This is a genomic window from Streptomyces sp. NBC_01092, assembly GCF_045039535.1.
GTDB lineage: Bacteria > Actinomycetota > Actinomycetes > Streptomycetales > Streptomycetaceae > Streptomyces.
The window spans coordinates 2,761,256-2,783,199 of record NZ_CP108659.1 but is presented as its reverse complement, the minus strand read 5'-3'; the positions used below and the strand labels follow the sequence as shown (position 1 = coordinate 2,783,199).

Here is a 21,944-nt window from a genome sequence, read left to right as displayed (position 1 = left end):
GCGAAACACTGCTAGGGGGGTTCATGAGACCCAGAGCGAGATCGATCCTCGCTGCCGGTGCGCTCCTGATAGGCGGAGCGAGCATTGCACCGATCGCCCAGGCACAACCGGGAAGTTCACAAGATACCGACCCGAATGAAGTGAAGGTCTTCCGGGCCGAGGTCACCGACAAGCAGATACCCCTGCTGCTGGCGGCCGGTCAGGACGGCCACGAACTCAGTGAGCAGGCGCCCGAGAAGGGCACGGCCACCGTCGAGGTCTACCTCACCGACAAACAGGCCGAGAAGCTGGAGAAACAGGGCGTCGAGCTCACCGAGCACGACCTCTCCGCGAAGGCGGAGGCGCGTACGGACAAGGCTGCCGAGGGCGTGTACCGCCCGTACAGCGGCAGTGGGGGGCTCAAGGAGGAGATCGTCCGGACCGGGCAGGAGAACCCCGGCCTCACCAAGGTCGTCTCCATCGGCAAGACGATCAACGGCCAGGACATCCTGGCCCTCAAGCTCACCAAGAACGCCAAGAAGACCAAGGACGGCGCCAAGCCCTCCGCCCTGTACCTCTCCAACCAGCACGCGCGCGAGTGGATCACGCCGGAGATGACCCGGCGCCTGATGCACTACTACCTGGACAACTACAAGACGGACAAGCGCGTCAAGAAGATCGTCGACTCGACGGAGCTGTGGTTCGTCCTCTCGGCCAACCCCGACGGCTACGACTACACCTTCAAGGACTCCACCACCCGTCTGTGGCGCAAGAACCTGCGGGACATCAACGCCGACGGCACCATCAGCACCGGTGACGGCGTCGACCTCAACCGCAACTTCACCTACAAGTGGGGCTACGACGACGAGGGTTCGTCGCCCAACCCCACCAGCGAGACCTACCGCGGCGCGTCCCCCGCCTCAGAGCCCGAGACCAAGGCGCTGGACGCCTTCGAGCGGCGCATCGGCTTCAACTACGGCATCAACTACCACTCCGCGGCCGAGCTCATCCTCTACGGCGTCGGATGGCAGGTCGCCACCGACACCCCGGACGACGTCGCCTACAAGGCCCTCGCCGGCACGCCGGACAACCCCGCGATCCCCGGCTACCACCCGCAGGTCTCCTCGGAGCTGTACACCACCAACGGCGAGGCGGACGGACACGCCTCGAACGTCAACGGCATCGCGATGTTCACGCCCGAGATGTCGACCTGCCAGACCGCGTCGAACATCGACCCGAACGACCAGTGGAACGCGGCCGACTGCCAGTCGGGCTTCAACTTCCCGGACGACGAGAAGCTGATCCAGCAGGAGTTCGCCAAGAACGTCCCGTTCGCGCTCTCCGTCGCCGAGACCGCCGTGCACCCCGACCAGCCGTCGTCCTCGGTCGGCCTGAAGGCCGCCGACTTCACCCCGGCGCCGTTCACCACGTCGTACTCCCGCGGCGCTGACCAGGAGGTCTCCGTCGTCGTACGCAAGTCCGTGCGCGACAAGGAGCTCAAGTACCGCGTCAACGGCGGCCGTACGCACGACGTGGATCTCAGGGCATGGAAGGGCGGCGAGACGTACGGCGGTGAGGACAACCTCTACTTCGACCAGTACCGCGCCAAGGTCCGCGACGGCGGCCGGGGCGACAAGGTCGAGGTGTGGTTCACAGGCGAGACCAGGAGCGGGAAGAAGGTCTCCAGCGAGCACTTCACGTACACCGTGGCCGAGCGGCCGCGTGCGGACGTGCTCGTGGTCGCCGAGGAAGGCGCCACCGCCGCCCACGCACAGAAGTACGTCGACGCGCTCCAGGCCAACGGCCACAGGGCGATCGTCTGGGACGTCGCCACGCAGGGCGCGCCCGACGCGCTCGGCGTGCTGAGCCACTTCGACACCGTCGTCCACTACACCGGCGCGAACGTCCCGGGCAACGCCACCCAGCTCCAGCTGCGCGCCTTCCTCAACGAGGGCGGCAAGCTGATGGAGGCGGGCGAGCAGGCCGGTGGCAACGTCGACCTCGGCGGGGGCACCCTGTCGAACGACTTCAGCCAGTACTACCTGGGCGCCTACACCCGTACGTCGCTCCCCGGCGCCACCGGCTTCACCGGCTCCGGCAAGCTCGGCGGCTTCACCGGAGCACTCGGCGACGCCACCGGCAACCCGCTGGACAAGGCGGGGAGTTACAGCGTCACCTCGGACCAGCTGTCCGTCGGCACCTATCCGCAGTTCGCCAGCGCGGGCGCGGGCCAGTTCGCCGGGACGGTCAACCCGTTCGGTCCCTACGCGGGTTCATGGATGGCGGCCGCCGTGCACACCGACGACGCCTACAAGCGGCTCACCAGGACCCTCGACCTGACCGGTGTGACCGCGGCGCAGCAGCCCACATTGCGCAGCCAGTTGCTGTGGGACGTCGAGCCCGGCTACGACAATGTCCTGATCGAGGCCCACACCACCGGGGCCGAGGACTGGACGACACTCCCCGAGAAGGGTGGCGCGAGCAGCAACACCGTGCCGGCGGAGTGCGAGGCCGGCTTCTACATGGCCGAGCACCCCTGGCTGGGGCACTACCTGACGCAGTCGGCCGCCGGCTGCACCGCGTCCGGCACCAGCGGCCAGTGGAACGCCCTCACCGGCGCCTCCGCAGGCTGGAAGCAGGTCGAGTTCGACCTGAGCGCCTACGCCGGCAAGTCCGTCGAGGTCTCCATCAGCTATGTCTCCGACCCGGGCTTCGGCGGTCGCGGCGTCCTCGCCGACCAGGCCTCGCTCGTCGTCGGCGGCGCGGCCACCGAGACCGAGGGCTTCGAGACGTCGCTCGGCGCCTGGAGCGTGACCGGACCGCCCGCGGGCAGCCCGGCCGTGCTCAAGGACTGGGCGCGCACCGGAGCGCTGTTCCAGACGTACGGCGCGATCACCACGGACGACACGGTGTTGCTGGGCTTCGGCCTGGAACACGTCGCCGCGGCGGCCGACCGTACGGCGCTCATCGGAAAGGCCCTCGACTCACTTGACGAGTGACACGCCGAGGTCAACTCCGCACAACGCACGGTGACCGAATCGAGTGATCCGGGCTTGCGGGCGGGGCGGTCCGTACCCCTACTGGCGGGTACGGACCGCCTCGCCGTGTATGAGGCATCTGGATGTCACCACGGAGGCTTCAGGGAGGTAGGGTCGTAGGCGGTCGGGGACATCCCAAATAGAGCTCGCCGGCACCGCATGGCCGGCGTACCAACGAGGAGATCGGTTCGTGACGATCCGCGTAGGCATCAACGGCTTCGGTCGTATCGGTCGCAACTACTTCCGCGCGCTGCTGGAGCAGGGTGCAGACATCGAGATCGTGGCTGTCAACGACCTGGGTGACACCGCGACCACCGCTCACCTGCTGAAGTACGACACGATTCTGGGCCGCCTCAAGCACGAGGTCACCCACACCGCCGACACCATCACGGTCGACGGCCACACCATCAAGGTCCTCTCCGAGCGCAACCCCGCCGACATCCCGTGGGGCGAGCTGGGCGTCGACATCGTCATCGAGTCCACCGGCATCTTCACGAAGAAGGCCGACGCCGCCAAGCACATCGCCGGCGGCGCCAAGAAGGTCCTCATCTCGGCTCCGGCCAAGGACGAGGACATCACCATCGTGATGGGCGTCAACCAGGACAAGTACGACCCGGCGAACCACCACGTCATCTCCAACGCCTCCTGCACCACCAACTGTGTGGCGCCGATGGCCAAGGTTCTGGACGAGAACTTCGGCATCGTCAAGGGTCTGATGACGACGGTCCACGCGTACACGAACGACCAGCGCATCCTGGACTTCCCGCACTCGGACCTGCGTCGCGCCCGCGCCGCCGCCGAGAACATCATCCCGACCACGACGGGCGCCGCGAAGGCCACCGCCCTGGTCCTCCCGCAGCTCAAGGGCAAGCTCGACGGCATCGCGATGCGCGTTCCGGTCCCGACCGGCTCGGCCACCGACCTGGTCGTGACGCTCCAGCGCGAGGTCACCAAGGACGAGGTCAACGCCGCGTTCAAGAAGGCCTCCGAGGACGGCGACCTGGCGGGCTACCTGTCGTACACCGAGGACCCGATCGTCTCCTCGGACATCGTCAGCGACCCGGCCTCCTGCACCTTCGACTCCTCCCTGACCATGGTCCAGGAGGGCAACTCGGTGAAGATCCTCGGCTGGTACGACAACGAGTGGGGCTACTCCAACCGCCTCGTCGACCTGACGGTCTTCGTCGGCAACCAGCTCTGATCGGCAGAGCAGCACCTTGATGTGAGGGCAGGGCTCGGGCGGCGCAGGGACGCGCCGCCCGGGCCCTGACTCACGTGCAGACCAGCCCTCTTAGGATCACTGGCGATCCGAGCATCACGAACCCTCCTCGGGAGTCCCCTTCCATGAAGACGATCGACGAACTCCTCGCCGAAGGAGTCGCGGGCCGGCGGGTCTTCGTCCGCGCCGACCTGAACGTGCCGCTGGACGGCACCACCATCACCGACGACGGCCGCATCCGCGCCGTGCTGCCCACCGTCAAGGCCCTGGCCGAGGCGGGCGCACGCGTGGTCGTCGCCTCGCACCTGGGCCGCCCCAAGGGCGCCCCGGACCCCGCCTTCTCCCTGGCCTCCGCCGCCGCGCGCCTCGGTGAACTCCTCGGCGCCGAGGTGGCGTTCGCGACCGACACGGTCGGCGAGTCCGCCCAGGCCGTCGTCGCCGGCCTCTCCGACGGCCAGGTCGCGGTCATCGAGAACCTCCGCTTCAACGCAGGCGAGACGAGCAAGGACGACGCCGAACGCGCCGCCTTCGCCGACCAGCTGGCCGCCCTCGCCGACGTCTACGTCGGTGACGGCTTCGGTGCGGTGCACCGCAAGCACGCGTCCGTGTACGACCTCCCGGCCAAGCTGCCGCACTACGCCGGCTACCTCATCGCGAACGAGGTCGCCGTCCTGAAGAAGCTCACCGAGGACGTCAAGCGGCCGTACGTCGTCGCTCTCGGCGGCGCCAAGGTCTCCGACAAGCTCGCCGTCATCGACCAGCTGCTCGCCAAGGCCGACCGGCTGCTCATCGGCGGCGGCATGGCGTACACCTTCCTCAAGGCCAAGGGCTACGAGGTCGGCATCTCCCTCCTCCAGGCGGACCAGATCCCGGCCGTCACCGAGTACATGGAGCGCGCCGAGAAGAACGGCGTCGAAATCGTCCTGCCGGTCGACGTCCTGGTCGCCGGCGAGTTCCCGGACCTGAAGACCAAGGCCCCGGCCAACCCCACGACCGTCGCCGCGGACGCCATCCCCGCCGACCAGGAGGGCCTGGACATCGGTCCGGAGACCCGCAAGCTGTACGCCTCGAAGCTCGCCGACGCCGGCACCGTCTTCTGGAACGGCCCCATGGGCGTCTTCGAGCACCCCGACTACGCCGAGGGCACCAAGGCGGTCGCCCAGGCCCTCGTCGAGTCCAAGGGCTTCACCGTGGTCGGCGGTGGCGACTCCGCCGCGGCCGTCCGCACCCTGGGCTTCGACGAGACGGCATTCGGCCACATCTCGACCGGTGGCGGCGCCTCCCTCGAATACCTCGAGGGCAAGACGCTCCCCGGCCTCGCCGCACTGGAGGACTGACCTTAATGAGCACGCGCACGCCGCTGATGGCGGGCAACTGGAAGATGAACCTCAACCACCTCGAGGCCATCGCGCACGTCCAGAAGCTCGCCTTCGCCCTGGCCGACAAGGACTACGACGCCGTCGAGGTCGCCGTCCTGCCGCCCTTCACCGACCTGCGCTCCGTGCAGACCCTGGTCGACGGCGACAAGCTGAAGATCAAGTACGGCGCCCAGGACATCTCGGCGCACGACTCCGGTGCCTACACCGGCGAGATCTCCGGCCCGATGCTGGCCAAGCTGAAGTGCACGTACGTGGCGATCGGCCACTCCGAGCGCCGCCAGTACCACGCGGAGACCGACGAGATCGTGGGCGCCAAGGTCAAGGCCGCCTACAAGCACGGCCTCACCCCGATCATGTGCGTCGGTGAGGAGCTGGAGGTCCGCGAGGCGGGCAACCACGTCACCCACACCCTCACCCAGGTCGAGGGCGGTCTGAAGGACCTCCCGGCCGAGCAGGCCGAGACCGTCGTGATCGCCTACGAGCCCGTGTGGGCCATCGGCACCGGCAAGGTCTGCGGCGCCGAGGACGCCCAGGAGGTCTGTGCCGCGATCCGTGGCAAGGTCGCCGAGCTGTACTCGCAGGAGCTGGCCGACAAGGTGCGCATCCAGTACGGCGGCTCCGTGAAGTCGGGCAACGTCGCCGAGATCATGGCGCAGGCCGACATCGACGGCGCCCTGGTCGGCGGCGCCTCGCTGGACGCCGACGAGTTCGTCAAGATCGTACGGTTCCGCGACCAGTGAGTATGCGCTAAGCGCGGAACGTCGTACCCTTGCGGGGGCACAGCCCTGTGGCTGTGCCCCTGTCGTCCATCCAGATCCGAGGAAGTTGGTCCAGCCGTGGTTATGGGGTTCTCGATCGCCCTGCTCGTCTTCAGCGGGCTGATGATGCTGCTGGTGCTGATGCACAAGGGCAAGGGCGGCGGTCTCTCCGACATGTTCGGTGGCGGCATGCAGTCGTCCGTCGGCGGCTCCTCGGTCGCCGAGCGCAACCTCGACCGGATCACCATCGTGGTCGGTTTGCTGTGGTTCGCGTGCATTGTCGTGCTCGGCATCCTGATGAAGGTCAACAACTGACCGGCACGCACAATCCATACGTAAGGCCCCATGTTCGGTACGCGCAGCTGAGCGCGGCCTATCATGGGGCTTGCGTCTTGGTGTGGGGCTATGTAACTCCAATCACTGGACGCGCGTTGGGCCTTACGTAGACTGAGGCGCTCGCAGCGAAGCGAAACGCCGACTCGCTTTGCGGCACCATCACGCAGGGAGTTACGACCGTGGCAAGTGGCAACGCGATCCGAGGAAGCCGGGTCGGGGCGGGGCCGATGGGCGAGGCCGAGCGGGGCGAGTCCGCGCCCCGGCTGCGCATCTCCTTCTGGTGCTCCAACGGGCACGAAACGCAGCCCAGCTTCGCCAGCGACGCGCAGGTTCCCGAAACCTGGGACTGCCCGCGCTGCGGCTTTCCCGCCGGACAGGACCGGGACAACCCGCCGGACCCGCCGCGCACCGAGCCCTACAAGACGCACCTCGCGTATGTACGGGAGCGGCGCAGTGACGCGGACGGCGAGGCGATCCTCGCCGAGGCGCTCGCCAAACTGCGGGGCGAGATCTAGGAATTGAGGACCGGCCGGGTGCCCATGGGCGCTCGGCCGGACCTGTCCGACGCGCTGCCCGGATCCCGCTCCGGGGCCGATTGTCAGTGGCGCCCTCTACGGTTCTTGTATCGATCTTTCGTATCGACGGACCGGGAGGGGGAGCCGTGGCGACGGCTGAGACGGTGGGCGGGCGTGCCCCGGCATGGCGCGGTGGATTCGGACGGCTGTGGAGCGCCGCCGTGCTCTCCAGCTTCGGAGACTCCCTGCGTACGGCTGCCCTGCCGCTCCTCGCCGTGACGCTGACGGACCGGCCGCTGCTGATCGCCACGGTCACCGCCTGCGGCTATCTGCCGTGGATCATCTTCGGGCTGCTCGGCGGCGCCGTCGCCGACCGGGTGGACCAGCGGCGCGCCATGTGGACGGTGGACGCGTTACGGGCACTGCTGGTCGGCGCGTTTGCCGTGGTCGTGGCGCTGGGGCACGCCTCGATCGGCCTGCTCATCGCGCTCGCCTTCACCCTGACCGCGCTCCAGACCCTGTTCGACAACGCCGCCACGGCCCTGCTTCCCGCCCTGGTGGGCCGTGACGCGCTCGGCAGCGCGAACGCCCGGCTGATGACCGGGCAGCGCATCGCGGGCGGACTGGTGGGCGGCCCGATCGTGCCGGTGCTGCTGGCCGCGGGGGGCGCCGCCCCCTTCGCCGCTGACGCCGCGACCTTCCTGGTCGCCGCCGCGCTGGTCGCCTCGCTGCGGACCGGGGCGCCCGAGCGGGGGCCGGCCGTGGCGGGCAGCACCCTGCGCCGGGAGATCGCGCAAGGACTGCGCACCCTGTGGCACGACCGGGCCCTGAGAGGCCTGTGCGCCGCCACCGCCCTGTGCAACATCGGCATGGGCGCCCAGCTCGCCACCCTGGTCGTCCTGGTGACCGGGTGGCTGGGCGCCGGCGCCGCGGGGTACGCGGCGGCGGGTGCCGCGTTCACCGTCGGCGGGCTGGCCGGGGGAGTGGCGAACGGCCGGATCGTGCGGGGGCTGGGCCGGGTGCGGGCCGTGCTGATCGCGGGCGCCGTGCAGACCGGGGCGCTGATCGTCATGGGCACCGTGCGCAGCCTGGCCGTGCTGGTGGCGGCGCTGGTCGTCTTCGGCTTCATGGGCATGGTGTGGAACGTCAACACGACGACGCTCATGCAGCAGCGCAGCCCCGTCGAGCTGCTGGGCCGGGTCGCCTCGGCCTTCCGGACCCTGGCCTTCGCCGGGGTGCCGCTCGGCGCCCTGCTAGGCGGCGGCGTCGCCACCGCCTGGGGCCTGAACACCCCGCCCTTGCTCACAGCGGCCTTTTTCGTGCTGGCCCTCGCCGCGCTGATACCCGCGGGCAAGACGGACGTACCTGTTGTTGCGCCGGACGACGACGACAGGACAGCTCGCGTCCCGCGCTGATCAATTAGGTTGGAACAGCTGGGACAGGCACGAAAGAAGGCTGAAGTCGGACATGAACGCAGACGGCCGTACCAGGCTCAACCAGACGCCCGAGTGGACCGCGCTGGCCAAGCACCGCGAGGAGCTCGGCGAAGTGCGGCTGCGGGAGCTGTTCGCCGCCGAGCCGGGGCGCGGCTCGGGCTACACCCTCCAGGTCGGCGACCTGCACATCGACTACTCCAAGCACCTGGTCACCGACGAGACGCTGCGGCTGCTGCGCGAGCTGGCCGCCGCGACGGACGTGTTCGGGCTGCGGGACGCCATGTTCCGCGGCGAGAAGATCAACACCACCGAGGACCGCGCCGTCCTGCACACCGCGCTGCGGGCCCCGCGCGAGGCGGTGATCGAGGTCGACGGGGAGAACGTCGTCCCCGGGGTGCACGCCGTTCTCGACAAGATGGCCGACTTCGCCGAGCGGGTCCGCTCCGGCGCCTGGACCGGCCACACCGGCAAGCGGATCAAGACCGTGGTCAACGTCGGCATCGGCGGCTCCGACCTCGGCCCGGCGATGGCGTACGAGGTGCTGCGCAGCTTCACCGACCGCGACCTCACCGTCCGCTTCGTGTCGAACGTCGACGGGGCCGACCTTCACGAGGCCACCCGCGACCTGGACGCGGCCGAGACGTTGTTCGTCATCGCGTCGAAGACGTTCACCACGATCGAGACGATCACCAACGCCACGTCCGCGCGCAACTGGCTGCTGGGCGAGCTGAAGGCCGGGCCGGAGGCCGTCGCCAAGCACTTCGTCGCTTTGTCGACGAACGCCGAGAAGGTGACGGACTTCGGCATCGACCCGGTCAACATGTTCGAGTTCTGGGACTGGGTCGGCGGACGCTACTCCTGCGACTCGGCGATCGGCCTGTCGCTGATGATCGCCATCGGCCCGGACCGCTTCCGGGAGATGCTCGACGGTTTCCGGACGGTCGACGAGCACTTCCGCACCGCGCCCGCCGAGGCCAACGTGCCGCTGCTGCTCGGCCTGCTGGGCATCTGGTACGGCAACTTCCACGACGCCCAGTCGCACGCGGTGCTGCCGTACAGCCACTACCTGTCCAAGTTCACCGCGTATCTCCAGCAGCTGGACATGGAGTCCAACGGCAAGTACGTCGGCCGGGACGGGCGCGAGGTCGACTGGCAGACCGGGCCGGTGGTGTGGGGCACGCCGGGCACCAACGGGCAGCACGCGTACTACCAGCTGATCCACCAGGGCACCAAGCTGATCCCGGCGGACTTCATCGGCTTCGCCGAGCCGGTCGCCGAGATGAGCGACGAACTCAAGGCGCAGCACGACCTGTTGATGGCGAACTTCTTCGCGCAGACGCAGGCGCTGGCGTTCGGCAAGACGCCGGAGGAGGTCCGTGCCGAGGGGGTGCCGGAGGAGCTGGTGACCCACAAGACGTTCAAGGGCGACCACCCGACGACCACGATCCTCGCGCGCGAGCTGACGCCGTCCGTGCTGGGCCAGTTGATCGCGCTGTACGAGCACAAGGTGTTCGTGCAGGGCGCGGTGTGGAACATCGACTCCTTCGACCAGTGGGGAGTGGAGCTCGGCAAGGTCCTCGCCAAGCGGGTCGAGCCCGCGCTGACCGAGACGTTTACATCAGCCGCTGCCGCGGCGGGCTCGGTGCCGGGGCTGGACGCGTCGACGAAGGCGCTCGTCGCCAAGTACCGCGAGCTGCGCGGCCGGTAGTGACGAGCTGATGCGGAAAGCGGGCGGCGCGTGGCCGTCCGCTTCCCGTAGAATCCCTCGCTGATCATGACAACGATCACTCGGGGGAGTGCAAGTTGACGTACCCACAAGGGAGTTGGACCGGCGGCACGCTGACCGCCCGGTCGTTCCTGAAGCCTCATCACGTGGCGCGGGCGGTGTTCCACCCGACCTGGATCCCTCAGTCGCTGGATCCTTCGGTGGACGCCCTCAAGCGCGTGCGGGTCATCGCCGGCGGGGTCGCGGCGTTCGGTGTCTACACCTTCGTCGAGGGCGGGTTCGCCTTCGACGAGATGCTGGACAACGCGGCGACCGCCAGTCTGGTCCTGCTGTTCATCACACCGCTCACGGTCGGCGTGATGCTCTACCTGTGGCAGCGCTCCGGCGCCGGCACGGTGGGGCAGCTGAAGGAGCCGCTGGTCAGGTCGCTGAAGTTGCTGCTGCTGTTCATCGGCTCGGCGCTCGGGACGGTGCTGATCTTCCAAATGGCCGGCTCCCTCGGGACACTCGGTGGCCTGCTGTTCAGCTTCGTGGGGCTCTGGATGGCGGTCTTCGTGATCGCCGGTGCCTACCGGATCTCGGGGAACTTCTTCGGCACCGCGGTCGTGCACCGCTGTCTGCCGCCGCTGCTGGCCACGGTGACGACCTGGCTCATGGCCATCCCCGATCTCATCACCGGTGACCTGCACGGGCTCGGCCTCGCCATGGGCGTCTTCTTCATCCTGGGCGCCCCGGTGACGGTCACGACGATCGCCCTGCTGGAGATGGGCCGCCTGAAGAGCCGGTACGGCATCCGACTGGCGGATCATCCGGCCACCCTGCCGCCGGTGCCGACACCCACACCGGCGCCGCCCACGACCCCGCCGCCACCGCCGCACGCACCGAACGGCTTCGTGCCGCCGCAGGGCAACCCGTACTACCGCTACGCGCCGGGCCCGCAGAACCCGTACGCCCCGCAGCCGCCGTACAACCCGCCGGCCCCGCCTCCGTACAACCCGCAGCAACCCCAGGGCCCAGGGCCCTACGGCGGCTGACCTCGCGGAACCGGGCGGCCCCGTCGGCGTCGCTCAGGCGGCGTCGGTCAGGCGGCCGCGCTCAGAGTGTCCGCGAGGCGGCGGCGGGCCGCGCGGGACGCCGGGACCGCGGCGAGGGCGGCCGCGCCGGTGACGGCCGCCGTGCCGAGCAACAGCAGGAGAACCGCGGGCGGACCCTGGGCGATCCCCGCGCCGATGCCGCTCGATCTGCCCTGGGAGTCGATCAGCCAGTGCCCGAGGGGTACGCCCACGGCCGTGCCGATGACGACCGCGGCCAGGGCGGTGAAGGCGGTGGACGTGACCGTGATCGCGGTGATCTGCCGTGGGGAGAGGCCGATGGCCTTCAGGGCCAGCAGGTCGCGCTCGCCCTCGCGGACGGTGCCGCCGATCGCGGTCAGCAGCTCGATGAGCCCGATCAGGGCCAGCACGGCGATCAGGCCCACGACGACTCCGCGCAGGGGAGACAGCCCGTCGGCGGGGTTCGGTACGGCGTGCACGTCCAGACGTCCCTGCCCGGCGTCGGCCAGCCGGTCGGCGACCTCGGCCGGGTCCGCGCCGGGGCGCAGCCGCAGCTCGTAGAGGGTGGGGCCGAGGCCGGGGTCGTTCTCGCGCAGGGTGTCGAGGGAGGTGGAGATGACCCGGCCGGCGTTCTCCGGCTCGATGCTGCGGCCCACGATGTGCAGGATCTGCGGCTGGTCGCCGACCGTCATCCGCACCCAGTCGCCGACCTTGACGTCCAGCAGCTCCAGCAGCCCCTGCCCGGCGACCGCCTCGTCGCGGCCCAGCGCGGTGCGGCCCTCGGCCAGGGCGTACGGGTAGGGGTCCTGGTGGGTGCCGAGGCCGCGCAGGGCGATCGTGGCCGTCTGGCCCGGGACCAGGGCGGCCACCTCGACGCCCGGATAGGCGGCGGCGACCTGCGGGTCGCGTTCCAGGAGGGTGCGCGCGTCGGGGTCGGTGAGATCGGCGGCGTGGACCGTGAGCGCGGTCGGCAGGCCGATCTGCTCGGGGCGGCTGTCGAAGCGGTCGATGGTGGTCCACGCGCTCATCGCCACCACGATCAGCAGCAGCGGCAGAGCGAGGCGCGCGACCGTGGCCGGCGACCGCAGCCGCCGGGTGAACGCCCGGTGCCAGCCCAGCACCAGCGCGGGCGGCAGCCGCAGCCCGAGCGCCTGCCGGGCCGCACCCGACAGCCGCCCCCCGAGCGGAGCCGCACGCCGCGGCACGGGCACCGGCGGCACCCGCCCCGCCCGCCAGGCCGCGAGACCCGTGGTAGCCCCGATGAACAGCACCGCACCGACCGGCACCGCGAACAGCGCCACCGTGTGTCCCGGCAGCCCCTGCCACACCCCGACCGCGTCCCCGAGCCGCCCCGGGATCAGGCTGCCCAGGGCCTGGATGACGGTCGCGGCGGCCACGGCACCCAGCAGCGCGTAGGCGAGGTGCTGGAGCAGGAAGACGCGGACCACCTGGCCCGGGGTGAAGCCGATCGCCTTCAGCACCGAGATGTCCCGCAGATGGCCGCGGATCCGGGTGCCGATCGCCCCGTGCACCGCCAGCCCGGCAGCGACCAGCGCACCAAGACCGAACAGCCCCAGCACCTGCCCGAGCAGCCGGTTGTCGCCCTGGGCCTCGGCGCGGGCCTGCTTCCAGGTGGAGACTTCGCTGACCGCGCCGGAGCCCAGCACGGTGACGGCGCGCTGGACGGCGTAGTCCGTGTCGTCGGGGTTGGTCAGACGCAGCCCGATCACCTGGCCGCCCGTGTTCCGCACGGCGGCCGGCGGTGCCCAGACGAGACCCGCCTGTTCGCCCGCCCGGTAGCGCGGCTCGGCGCTGTCGGCGATGCCGAGGACGGTGAGGGTCCGGCCGGTGCCGGGCAGGGTGAGGGTGTCGCCGGGGGCGGCCAGCAGAGCGCGGGCCAGTCGGCTCTCCAACACCACGCCGTCGGGGTTCGCGGGGTCCAGCCAGTGGCCGGAGGTGAGCAGCGGGCGGGCGACGGCGGGGCGCTCGGGGGTGCCGCGCAGTTCGACCGAGGCACGCGTGCCCCGGGAGGCGAGCGTGGTGGAGGCGGTGGGGTAGGGGCCCGCGACGGACTCGACGCCGTCGAGGCCGGCCAGCTTTCCGGTGTCGGCCGAGGCGCCGGTGTGCAGCCAGACATGGGCGCCGCGCGCCCCCGTGAAGACGCGCTGCCAGGGGTTGGTGGCATAGCCGAACAGGGCCGTGGCCAGCAGCAGCGAGACGACGATGCCGGCCGTGGCCAGCACGAGGAACAGCGCTTCGCCGCGGTGCGTACGCAGATCGGAGTGCGCCCAGCGCAGAGTGGCTCGCATCCGGCTCAGCCCTTCCAGGGATCGTCGTGGAGCCGCATCTCAGTCCCTGAGTTCCAGCACACCCGAGGTCCCCGCCCGGCGCGGCGGCAGGCCGCCGTCCAGTTCGGCGTCGTCGGCTATCCGGCCGTCGAAGAAGCTGATCACCCGGTCCGCGGAGCTCGCCAGCCGGGCGTCATGCGTGACCAGCACGATCGTCTGGCCCCGCTGATGGAACCGGGACAGCAGCCGCATCACCTCGCGGGTGCCCTTGCTGTCCAGGCTGCCGGCGGGTTCGTCGGCCAGCAGCAGCGGCGGCCGGTTCACCAGCGCCCGCGCCAGCGCGACCCGCTGCTGCTCACCGCCCGACAGCTCGCCCGGCATGCTGCGCTCCTTGCCCGCGATGCCCAGCTCGGCCAGCAGCTCCGTGCGCTCGGCGCGGGCCCGCTTCGGCGGGACGCCGGCCAGCAGGGCGGGCAGCTCGACATTGTCGGCGACGGACAGGTTGGAGACCAGGTTGAAGAACTGGAAGACGATCCCGATGCGCTTCCTGCGCTCCACCGACCAGCGGGCCTCGCTCCACCGGTCCGCGCACTCGCCGTCCAGCCAGATGCTCCCGCCGTCCGGCCGCTGCAGCCCGCCCAGCAGATGCAGCAAGGTCGACTTGCCGGCGCCGGACGGACCGGTGACGGCCACGAACTCGCCCCGCCGGACGGAAAGATCCACGCCCCGCACGGCATGCGCCGGAGCGCCCTCGCCGTAGTGCGTCTTGACCAGGCCCTCCGCACGCAGCGCAGGGTTCTGTGCATCCGGCACAGGACTCTCGGCGCGCAGCCCAGGAGTGGAATCGTCGCTCACTCCAGCTCCTCCAGCTCTTCCTGGCACCGCTCCAGCCAGTCGAGGTCGGCCTGAAGGTGCAGCATCGCGCCCTCGATCAACAGATGGGCGATGCGGTTGTCCCGGTCTTCGGCGGCGGCCAGCTTCGACAGTTGACGCATGGTGTTCAGGTACTGACGCCGCTGTTTGTTGATCAGGGCGATCTGGTCGACGAGACCGGTCTGCGGGGCGAGAGCCAGTTTCATGAAGAACTCGTCCCGCACCCGAGGCTCGTCCTCGGTGTCCTCGAACCAGGCGCGCAGCGCCTCACGCCCGGCGTCGGTGAGGTGGTAGACCTTCTTGTTGGGCCGGCTCGACTGCTCGACGTCCTCGCCCTCTATCAGTCCCGATTTCTCGAGGCGGCCGAGGGTCACATAGATCTGGCCGACGTTCGGCTGAGGGTACGCGGAGCCCAGCAGTACCTCAAGGTCCTGCTTGAGCTCGTAACCATGCGCCGGGCCGCGCGCCAGCAGGGCCAGGAGGGGCAGCCGCACTCGTGCTCTCCTCCCGCTCCCGAGTTAATGTGCCGCAGGCCCTAGTATCGCGCATACCTAACAGGTATACATGGCCTCTGTTCCCCGGGCGAAGACGCCCGGTGCCAGGTGTACAGGGAGGAACCTATGCGGTGGATCCACGCCGCCGGTAGGGGCCTTCTCGTCCTCGTCGTGATCCTGACCGGCTACGCCGCCTCCGGCGCCCGTGCCGACGAGGGTCCCGCGGGTGGCAGGGGACCACTGACCCTCGCCACCGCAGGAGACCTCACCGGCTATCTCGGCTCCGTGCTGGAGGGCTGGAACCGCACTCACCCCGACGAGAAGGTCACTCTCGTCGAGCTGCCCGACTCCGCCGACGAGACCCACGCGCAGATGACCACCGACCTGCGCGGCGGCGAGCGCGGCCGCTTCGACATCCTCAACATCGACGTCAGCTGGACCTCGGAGTTCGCCGCGCACGGCTGGATCCGTCCGCTCGCGCGCGACCGCTTCCCGCTGGACACCTTCCTGCCACCGGTCGTGGACACGGCGACCTACGACGGACAGCTGTACGCGGTCCCGTACGTCACCAACGCCGGCCTCCTCCTGTATCGCAAGGACATCCTCGCCAAGGAGGGCCTCGACCCGCCGCGCACCTGGGCCGAACTGGAACGGGCCGCGAAGACGGTCGCGCCCGAGTACGGCCTCGACGGCTACGCGGGCCAGTTCCTGCCGTACGAGGGCCTCACCGTCAATGCCGCCGAGGCCGTCTACTCCGCGGGCGGCTCGATCCTCGGCGACGAGGGCGAACGCGTCACCGTGAACTCGATGGCGGCCCGCGACGGCATCGACTTCCTCGCCAGGGGCGTGCGCGAGGGCTGGATCCCGAAGCAGGCGCTCACCTACAAGGAGGAGGAGTCCAAGCAGGCCTTCCAGGACGGGCGCCTGCTGTTCCTCCGTAACTGGCCGTACGCCTATGTCGGCGCGTCGGCCAAGGGCTCGCCGGTCGCCGGGAAGATCGGCGCCGTGCCGCTGCCGGGGCCGGACGGACCCGGGACCAGCGTGCTGGGCGGCTCCAACCTGGCCGTCGGCGCGCACACCGAGCACCCCGACTCGGCCGCGCGGCTGCTGGCGTATCTGACCAGCGAGCGCGTTCAACGGCAGGTCCTCACGCGCGGCGCGCTGCCGCCCGTACGGGCCGACCTCTATGAGGATCCGGAGCTGATCCGGGAGTTCCCGTATCTGCCGACCCTGCGCGAGAGCGTGCTCACGGCCGCGCCGCGCCCCAAGAGCCCGCGCTACGACCAGGTGAGCCTGGTGGTGCAGGCAGTCGTACACGATGCGATGACCGGGCGCGAGACGCCCGAGGCCGCCGTGCGACGGCTGGCGCGCGAGCTCGACGCCATCGCTCGCTGAGTAGTTACCTGTTAGGTAACGGCAGCATCTCATCCCTCTACATCTTGTCCCGTTCTGTCCGGGTTTTCGAGGTCAACTGTTCGGTAGCTTGCGTCCAGTTCATTGACACCCTCCTGACACGGCTACTTAACATGCATGCATGCTGAGTAAGTACCACTGGTGGCGTGACGCGGTGATCTACCAGGTCTACGTCCGCAGTTTCCTCGACAGCACCGGCGACGGTGTCGGTGACCTCGCCGGGGTCAGGGCGGGGCTGCCGTACCTCAAGAAGCTCGGGGTCGACGGAATCTGGCTGAGCCCCTTCTATCCCTCCCCGCAGGCCGACCACGGCTACGACGTGGCCGACTACTGCGACGTCGACCCGCTCTTCGGCGACCTCGCCGAGTTCGACCTGCTGGTCGCGGCGGCACGCCGACTCGGCATCAAGGTGCTGCTCGACATCGTCCCCAACCACTGCTCCGGCGAGCACCGGTGGTTCGAGGAGGCGCTGACGGCCGAGCCCGGCAGCGCGGCCCGCGCCCGCTTCCACTTCGCCGACGGCCGTGGCCCCGAAGGGTCCGAGCCGCCCAACAACTGGCACGCGATGTTCGGCGGCCCGGCGTGGAGCCGGGTGACCGAGGCGGACGGGCAGGCCGGTCAGTGGTACCTGCACATGTTCACGCCCGAGCAGCCCGACTGGAACTGGCGCAACCCGGAGGTCGGCGCCGAGTTCGACCGGATCCTGCGCTTCTGGCTGGACCGGGGTGTCGACGGCTTCCGCATCGACGTCGCCGCCGGACTCTTCAAGCACCCGGAGCTGCCCGACTCCGACGACCCGGAGGCCGACGCCCGCACCCGCGACTCGGTCAACCCGCTCGCCTGGAACCAGCCCGAGGTGCACGCGGTGTGGCGCCAGTGGCGCTCCATATGCGAGGAGTACACCGCCCGCGACGGCCGTGAGCGCCTCCTCGTCGGCGAGGTGTCCGTGCCGACCGCCCGCGAGCACGCCCTGTACGTCCGCTCCGACGAACTCCACCAGGCGTTCTTCTTCGACCTGCTCAGTGCCCCCTGGGAGGCCGACGCCTTCCGCAAGGTCATCTCCGAGGCCATGCAGGACATAGCCGGCACGGGCTCCACGGTCACCTGGGTCCTCAACAACCACGACCAGGTCCGCACCGTCACCCGCTACGGCGAGCCCGCGCCCGAGGGTAGCGGCCTCGGCGCCGCCCGCGCCCGCGCCGCCGCGCTGCTGATGCTGGCGCTGCCCGGAGCCGCGTACATCTACCAGGGCGAGGAGCTGGGCCTGCCCGAGGTCGTCGACCTTCCCGACGACGTGCTCACCGACCCGATCTTCCGCCGCACCGGCAGCCGGGCCCGTATACGTGACGGCTGCCGGGTGCCGCTGCCGTGGTCGGGGCAGGCGTCTCCGTTCGGCTTCACCTCCGGCGCGGAGAGCGCCAAGCCGTGGCTGCCGCAGCCGGAGTACTTCGCCGAGTACGCCACCGACCGCGCCCTCGCCGACACCCGCTCCTTCTGGCACCTGTACCGCGACGGCCTCCAACTGCGCGCCGGAATGCCCCAGTTGGGCGAGGGCACGCTGCGCTGGCTCGACAGCCCGCCCGGTGTCCTGGCCTTCGTGCGCGGTGACGGCCTCGTCTGCGCCGTCAACTTCGGTACGGCTCCCACCCCCGCGCCGGTCTCCGGCACCCCGCTGCTGTCGAGCGGCCCCTGCCCGGCCGGCGTCCTGCCCGGCTCCACCGCGGCCTGGTGGACGAGCGACGGGACCGAGTCCCGAACCCACTGAGTTTTCCGTCAGTTTCCCCATCCCCGAAGGGACATCAACGATGATGCGACGACGTACCACCCTGCTCACCGGCTGCACCGCCCTCGTCCTGGCGCTCGGCGCGACCGCCTGTGGCGGCGGACCCGTCTCCGCCGGCGGCGGCGACAAGGCGCTCGGCGGTCAGACGGTCACCGTGGCCGGTGTCTGGTCCGGCAGCGAGCAGAAGAACTTCCAGAAGGTGCTGGACGCCTTCACCGAGAAGACCGGCGCGAAGGCCCAGTTCACGTCCACCGGGGACAACGTCTCCACCGTCGTCGGCAGCAAGATCGAGGGCGGCAACGCCCCCGACGTGGTGATGGTCCCGCAGGTCGGCGTGCTGAAGCAGTTCGCGCAGAGCGGCTGGCTCAAGCCGCTGTCCGGCGCCGCCCAGAAGTCCGTGGACACCAACTTCGCACCCGTGTGGAAGACCTACGGCAGCGTCGACGACACCCTCTACGGCCTCTACTTCAAGGCCGCCCACAAGTCGACCGTCTGGTACAGCCCCGACGCCCTCACGCAGGCGGGCGTCGAGCCGCCGGAGACGTACGACGACATGCTGAAGGCCGGCCAGACCGTCTCCGACTCCGGACTCGCCGCCTTCTCGGTCGCCGGTCAGGACGGCTGGACGCTGACCGACTGGTTCGAGAACGTCTACCTCTCCCAGGCCGGACCCGAGAAGTACGACGCCCTCGCCTCGCACGAGCTGAAGTGGACCGACGCGTCGGTCGTGGAGGCGCTCACCACCCTCGGCAAGCTGTTCAAGGACAAGCAGCTGATCGCGGGCGGTCAAAAGGGCGCTCTCAACACCGACTTCCCGGGCTCGGTGGAGAAGGTGTTCGGGCCGAAGCCCGAGGCCGGCATGGTCTACGAGGGCGACTTCGTCGCGGGCGTCGCCAAGGACCAGTTCGGCAAGAAGATCGGCGAGGACGCGAACTTCTTCCCGTTCCCGGCGGTCGGCGGCGGCAAGGCGCCCGTGGTCAGCGGCGGTGACGCGGCCGTCGTCCTGAAGGACGGCAAGAACCAGAAGGCCGGCATGGCCCTCCTGGAGTACCTGGCGACGCCGGAGGCCGCAGCCGTGTGGGCGGAGGCCGGCGGCTTCCTGTCCCCGAACAAGAACGTCGACCTCGCGTCGTACGGCGACGACGTCACCCGCGAGACCGCCAAGTCCCTCGTCTCGGCGGGCGATTCGGTGCGCTTCGACATGTCCGACCAGGCCCCGGCGGCCTTCGGCGGCACCAAGGGCGCGGGCGAGTGGAAGCTGCTCCAGGACTTCCTGCGCGACCCGTCGGACCCGAAGGGGACCGCGGCGAAGCTGGAGGCCGCGGCGGCCAAGGCGTACCAGGGCCAGGGCTGACCTGACATGACCGCCACCCTCGTGAATGAGGCGAGCCGGGGGGCCGCCGTGGGGCCGGGCAAGGAACGTGCCCGGCGCTCGCGGCGGCGCGCCCGGATCATCGCCCTCCTCTTCGTCTTCCCCGCGCTGCTCCTGCTGGGCGCGCTGGTCGTCTACCCCGTGCTGTTCTCCGTCGGGCGCAGCTTCTTCGACGCCTCCGGCACCCGTTTCGTGGGCGGCGAGAACTACACCGAGATGTTCCGCGACCCGGCCACCCTCAAGGCCATCCGCAACACCACGATCTGGGTCGTCGTGGCCCCGGCCCTGCTCACGGGCCTCGGCCTGATCCTGGCCGTGCTGGTGGAGAAGGTCCGCTGGGCGACCGCGTTCAAGCTGCTGCTGTTCATGCCGATGGCCGTGTCATTCCTCGCCGCCGGCATCATCTTCCGCCTCGCCTACGACGAGGACCCGGACAAGGGCGTGCTGAACGCCGCCGCCGTCTCCGTGCACGACGCCTTCCAGGGCACGTCGACCTATCCGACGGCCCGGGCGCGCGACGGGCAGGGGCTGACGAAGGACGCGGACGGCTCGTACCGCACGAGCGCGAGCGTGTCGCCGGGGGACGCGGTGACGCTCGGCCTGGTCGGTGTGCTGCCGGACGACCTGCCCGGGGGCGTCGAGCCGGCGTACTCGGCGGCAGGGCAGCAGGCGGCCGCCGGTGAGCTGCGCGGTGTGGTGTACCTCGACTTCACGCCAGGTGGGGGAGGGGAACAGGGCAAGGTGGACCGGCGGGAGAGCGGGCTGCCGGAGATGAAGGTCGAGGCGGTGCGCGCCGGAGAAACGGTCGCCACGGCGACGACGGCGTCCGACGGTTCCTTCCGCTTCGAGGGGCTGGACGACGGCTCGTACTCGGTGCGGCTGCCGGCCTCGAACTTCGCCGCTCCCTACGACGGCATCTCCTGGCTCGGGCCCACGCTCGTCACGCCGGCGATCATCGGGGCGTACCTGTGGATCTGGACCGGCTTCGCGATGGTCCTGATCGGCGCCGGCCTCTCGACGCTGCCCCGGGACGCGCTGGAGGCGGCGCGGATGGACGGCGCGAACGAGTGGCAGATCTTCCGCAGGATCACGGTGCCGCTGCTGGCACCGGTGCTGACGGTCGTCTTCATCACGCTCGTCATCAACGTGATGAAGGTCTTCGACCTCGTCTACATCATCGCGCCCGGTCCGGTGCAGGAGGACGCGACCGTGCTCGCGACGCAGATGTGGCTGGTGTCGTTCGGCGGCGGCAACAACCAGGGCCTGGGCAGCGCGCTGGGCGTCCTGCTTCTGCTGCTGGTGATCCCCGCGATGGTCTTCAACGTCCGCCGCTTCCGAAGGAGTCAGCGATGAACGCGGTCAGGCGGGGCCTGGGCAACGGGCTGGTCCAGGCGTTCCTGGTGGTGATCGGGCTGGTGTGGCTGACCCCGCTGGCCGGGTTGTTCCTCTCGTCCCTGCGGTCCGCCGAGGAAACGGCGAGCGGCGGCTGGTGGACGGTGTTCGCCAGCCCCGGCCAGCTGTCCTTCGACAACTACTCGGCGCTGCTGGGCAACGCCGGGATCACCCAGGCGTTCTGGAACACCGTGCTGATCTCGGTGCCGGCGACGCTGCTGGTCGTCGTCCTCGCGGCGCTCGCCGGGTACGCCTTCGCCTGGCTGGACTTCCCCGGCCGCGAGGCGCTCTTCCTGGTCGTCGTGGCGCTGCTCGTGGTGCCCGTGCAGATCGGGCTGCTCCCGGTCGCCAAACTCTTCGGTCAGCTGGGGCTGTTCGGCACGATTCCCGGCGTCGTCCTCTTCCACGTGGCGTACGGGCTGCCGTTCGCGGTGTTCCTGCTGCGGAACTACTTCGCCGAGATGCCGAAGGAGATGCTGGAGGCGGCGCGGATGGACGGCGGCAGCGAGTGGCGGATCTTCACGCGGCTCGTGCTTCCCGTGGGGCGGCCCGCGATCGCCTCGCTGGCCATCTTCCAGTTCCTGTGGGTGTGGAACGACATGCTGGTGGCGCTGCTGTTCGCCGACAGTGCTTCCCAGCCGCTGACCGTTGAACTCCAGTCCCAGATACGGCAGTTCGGCAGCAACATCGATGTGCTGGCGCCCGGGGCGTTCGTGTCCCTGGTGGTGCCGGTGGTGGTGTTCTTCGCGTTCCAGCGGCACTTTGTGCAGGGTGTCATGGCGGGTTCGGTGAAGTAGGGGATGGTTTCGCCCCCGCCGCCCCTACCCTTCCCGTCCCCGGGGGCTGCCGCCCCCGGACCCCCGCTTCGGCCCTGAAGGGGCCTCGTCCTCA

At 70.0% G+C, this 21,944-nt stretch carries 17 protein-coding genes; 14 read left to right on the top strand and 3 right to left on the bottom strand.

Annotation, left to right across the window (positions count from 1 at the left end; all coding sequences use genetic code 11):
- The first annotated feature begins 23 nt into the window (after positions 1 to 23).
- From OG254_RS12330 to OG254_RS12290, 9 genes are all read left to right on the top strand, one after another.
- Complete coding sequence (locus tag OG254_RS12330) at positions 24 to 2,978, top strand: M14 family zinc carboxypeptidase (RefSeq protein WP_405580602.1); 2,955 nt, start codon at positions 24 to 26, stop codon at positions 2,976 to 2,978.
- 229 nt (positions 2,979 to 3,207) lie between these two features.
- Entirely contained in the window at positions 3,208 to 4,218 is a 1,011-nt protein-coding gene (gap, locus tag OG254_RS12325; protein WP_351193249.1) for a type I glyceraldehyde-3-phosphate dehydrogenase, read from the top strand.
- A 143-nt stretch (positions 4,219 to 4,361) separates the two neighbouring features.
- Positions 4,362 to 5,573 carry a phosphoglycerate kinase gene (locus tag OG254_RS12320; RefSeq protein ID WP_405580598.1) on the top strand — a complete coding sequence of 404 codons (1,212 nt, stop codon included), beginning with the start codon at positions 4,362 to 4,364 and terminating at the stop codon, positions 5,571 to 5,573.
- Between the two features lie 5 nt (positions 5,574 to 5,578).
- On the top strand, positions 5,579 to 6,355 hold the full coding sequence (gene tpiA / locus OG254_RS12315) for a triose-phosphate isomerase (RefSeq protein ID WP_405580596.1): 777 nt from the start codon (positions 5,579 to 5,581) through the stop codon (positions 6,353 to 6,355).
- 102 nt (positions 6,356 to 6,457) lie between these two features.
- Positions 6,458 to 6,688 carry a preprotein translocase subunit SecG gene (gene secG, locus OG254_RS12310; RefSeq protein WP_351193706.1) on the top strand — a complete coding sequence of 77 codons (231 nt, stop codon included), beginning with the start codon at positions 6,458 to 6,460 and terminating at the stop codon, positions 6,686 to 6,688.
- Between the two features lie 200 nt (positions 6,689 to 6,888).
- Positions 6,889 to 7,224: an RNA polymerase-binding protein RbpA gene (locus OG254_RS12305; protein WP_003976875.1), complete on the top strand. Its 336-nt coding sequence runs from the start codon at positions 6,889 to 6,891 to the stop codon at positions 7,222 to 7,224.
- A 146-nt stretch (positions 7,225 to 7,370) separates the two neighbouring features.
- Positions 7,371 to 8,639: an MFS transporter gene (locus OG254_RS12300; RefSeq protein ID WP_405580593.1), complete on the top strand. Its 1,269-nt coding sequence runs from the start codon at positions 7,371 to 7,373 to the stop codon at positions 8,637 to 8,639.
- 52 nt (positions 8,640 to 8,691) lie between these two features.
- Entirely contained in the window at positions 8,692 to 10,368 is a 1,677-nt protein-coding gene (pgi, locus tag OG254_RS12295) for a glucose-6-phosphate isomerase (protein WP_405580590.1), read from the top strand.
- A 95-nt stretch (positions 10,369 to 10,463) separates the two neighbouring features.
- On the top strand, positions 10,464 to 11,420 hold the full coding sequence (locus OG254_RS12290) for a hypothetical protein (protein WP_405580587.1): 957 nt from the start codon (positions 10,464 to 10,466) through the stop codon (positions 11,418 to 11,420).
- 47 nt (positions 11,421 to 11,467) lie between these two features.
- On the opposite strand, the gene OG254_RS12285 is transcribed toward OG254_RS12290, so the two are convergent.
- The 3 genes from OG254_RS12285 to OG254_RS12275 are packed head-to-tail and all read right to left on the bottom strand — an operon-like array spanning position 11,468 to position 15,093.
- Complete coding sequence (locus OG254_RS12285) at positions 11,468 to 13,747, bottom strand: ABC transporter permease (protein ID WP_405580584.1); 2,280 nt, start codon at positions 13,745 to 13,747, stop codon at positions 11,468 to 11,470.
- Positions 13,748 to 13,786: 39 nt separating this feature from the next.
- Positions 13,787 to 14,581 (bottom strand): ABC transporter ATP-binding protein, encoded by a 795-nt coding sequence (locus OG254_RS12280; protein ID WP_405580581.1) that lies wholly within the window; start codon positions 14,579 to 14,581, stop codon positions 13,787 to 13,789.
- Complete coding sequence (locus OG254_RS12275; protein ID WP_147996679.1) at positions 14,578 to 15,093, bottom strand: PadR family transcriptional regulator; 516 nt, start codon at positions 15,091 to 15,093, stop codon at positions 14,578 to 14,580. The genes OG254_RS12280 and OG254_RS12275 overlap by 4 nt, the downstream gene beginning before the upstream one ends.
- 126 nt (positions 15,094 to 15,219) lie before the next feature.
- Between OG254_RS12275 and OG254_RS12270 the strand changes: the two genes are divergently transcribed.
- The 5 genes from OG254_RS12270 to OG254_RS12250 all read left to right on the top strand — a co-directional run bounded on the left by OG254_RS12270 (position 15,220) and on the right by OG254_RS12250 (position 21,850).
- The gene (locus OG254_RS12270) at positions 15,220 to 16,488 is read left to right on the top strand and encodes an ABC transporter substrate-binding protein (protein WP_405580577.1); all 1,269 of its coding nucleotides are present in this window, start codon (positions 15,220 to 15,222) and stop codon (positions 16,486 to 16,488) included.
- Between the two features lie 139 nt (positions 16,489 to 16,627).
- Positions 16,628 to 18,271 carry a glycoside hydrolase family 13 protein gene (locus tag OG254_RS12265; protein WP_405580574.1) on the top strand — a complete coding sequence of 548 codons (1,644 nt, stop codon included), beginning with the start codon at positions 16,628 to 16,630 and terminating at the stop codon, positions 18,269 to 18,271.
- Between the two features lie 40 nt (positions 18,272 to 18,311).
- Positions 18,312 to 19,643, top strand: coding sequence for an ABC transporter substrate-binding protein (locus OG254_RS12260; protein WP_405580571.1), 1,332 nt, complete (start codon positions 18,312 to 18,314; stop codon positions 19,641 to 19,643).
- A gap of 6 nt (positions 19,644 to 19,649) precedes the next feature.
- Entirely contained in the window at positions 19,650 to 21,014 is a 1,365-nt protein-coding gene (locus OG254_RS12255) for an ABC transporter permease subunit (RefSeq protein ID WP_405580568.1), read from the top strand.
- Positions 21,011 to 21,850: a carbohydrate ABC transporter permease gene (locus tag OG254_RS12250; RefSeq protein WP_405580565.1), complete on the top strand. Its 840-nt coding sequence runs from the start codon at positions 21,011 to 21,013 to the stop codon at positions 21,848 to 21,850. Before OG254_RS12255 ends, OG254_RS12250 begins: the two co-directional genes overlap by 4 nt.
- Positions 21,851 to 21,944: the final 94 nt, after the last annotated feature.

Coding starts and splice junctions, on each gene's coding strand:
- pgi (WP_405580590.1), top strand. CDS start 8,692: ATGAACGCAGACGGCCGTACCAGGCTCAACCAGACGCCCGAGTGGACC.
- secG (WP_351193706.1), top strand. CDS start 6,458: ATGGGGTTCTCGATCGCCCTGCTCGTCTTCAGCGGGCTGATGATGCTG.
- OG254_RS12270 (WP_405580577.1), top strand. CDS start 15,220: ATGCGGTGGATCCACGCCGCCGGTAGGGGCCTTCTCGTCCTCGTCGTG.
- tpiA (WP_405580596.1), top strand. CDS start 5,579: ATGAGCACGCGCACGCCGCTGATGGCGGGCAACTGGAAGATGAACCTC.
- OG254_RS12250 (WP_405580565.1), top strand. CDS start 21,011: ATGAACGCGGTCAGGCGGGGCCTGGGCAACGGGCTGGTCCAGGCGTTC.
- OG254_RS12285 (WP_405580584.1), bottom strand. CDS start 13,747: ATGCGAGCCACTCTGCGCTGGGCGCACTCCGATCTGCGTACGCACCGC.
- OG254_RS12330 (WP_405580602.1), top strand. CDS start 24: ATGAGACCCAGAGCGAGATCGATCCTCGCTGCCGGTGCGCTCCTGATA.
- OG254_RS12255 (WP_405580568.1), top strand. CDS start 19,650: ATGACCGCCACCCTCGTGAATGAGGCGAGCCGGGGGGCCGCCGTGGGG.
- OG254_RS12320 (WP_405580598.1), top strand. CDS start 4,362: ATGAAGACGATCGACGAACTCCTCGCCGAAGGAGTCGCGGGCCGGCGG.
- OG254_RS12260 (WP_405580571.1), top strand. CDS start 18,312: ATGATGCGACGACGTACCACCCTGCTCACCGGCTGCACCGCCCTCGTC.
- OG254_RS12265 (WP_405580574.1), top strand. CDS start 16,628: ATGCTGAGTAAGTACCACTGGTGGCGTGACGCGGTGATCTACCAGGTC.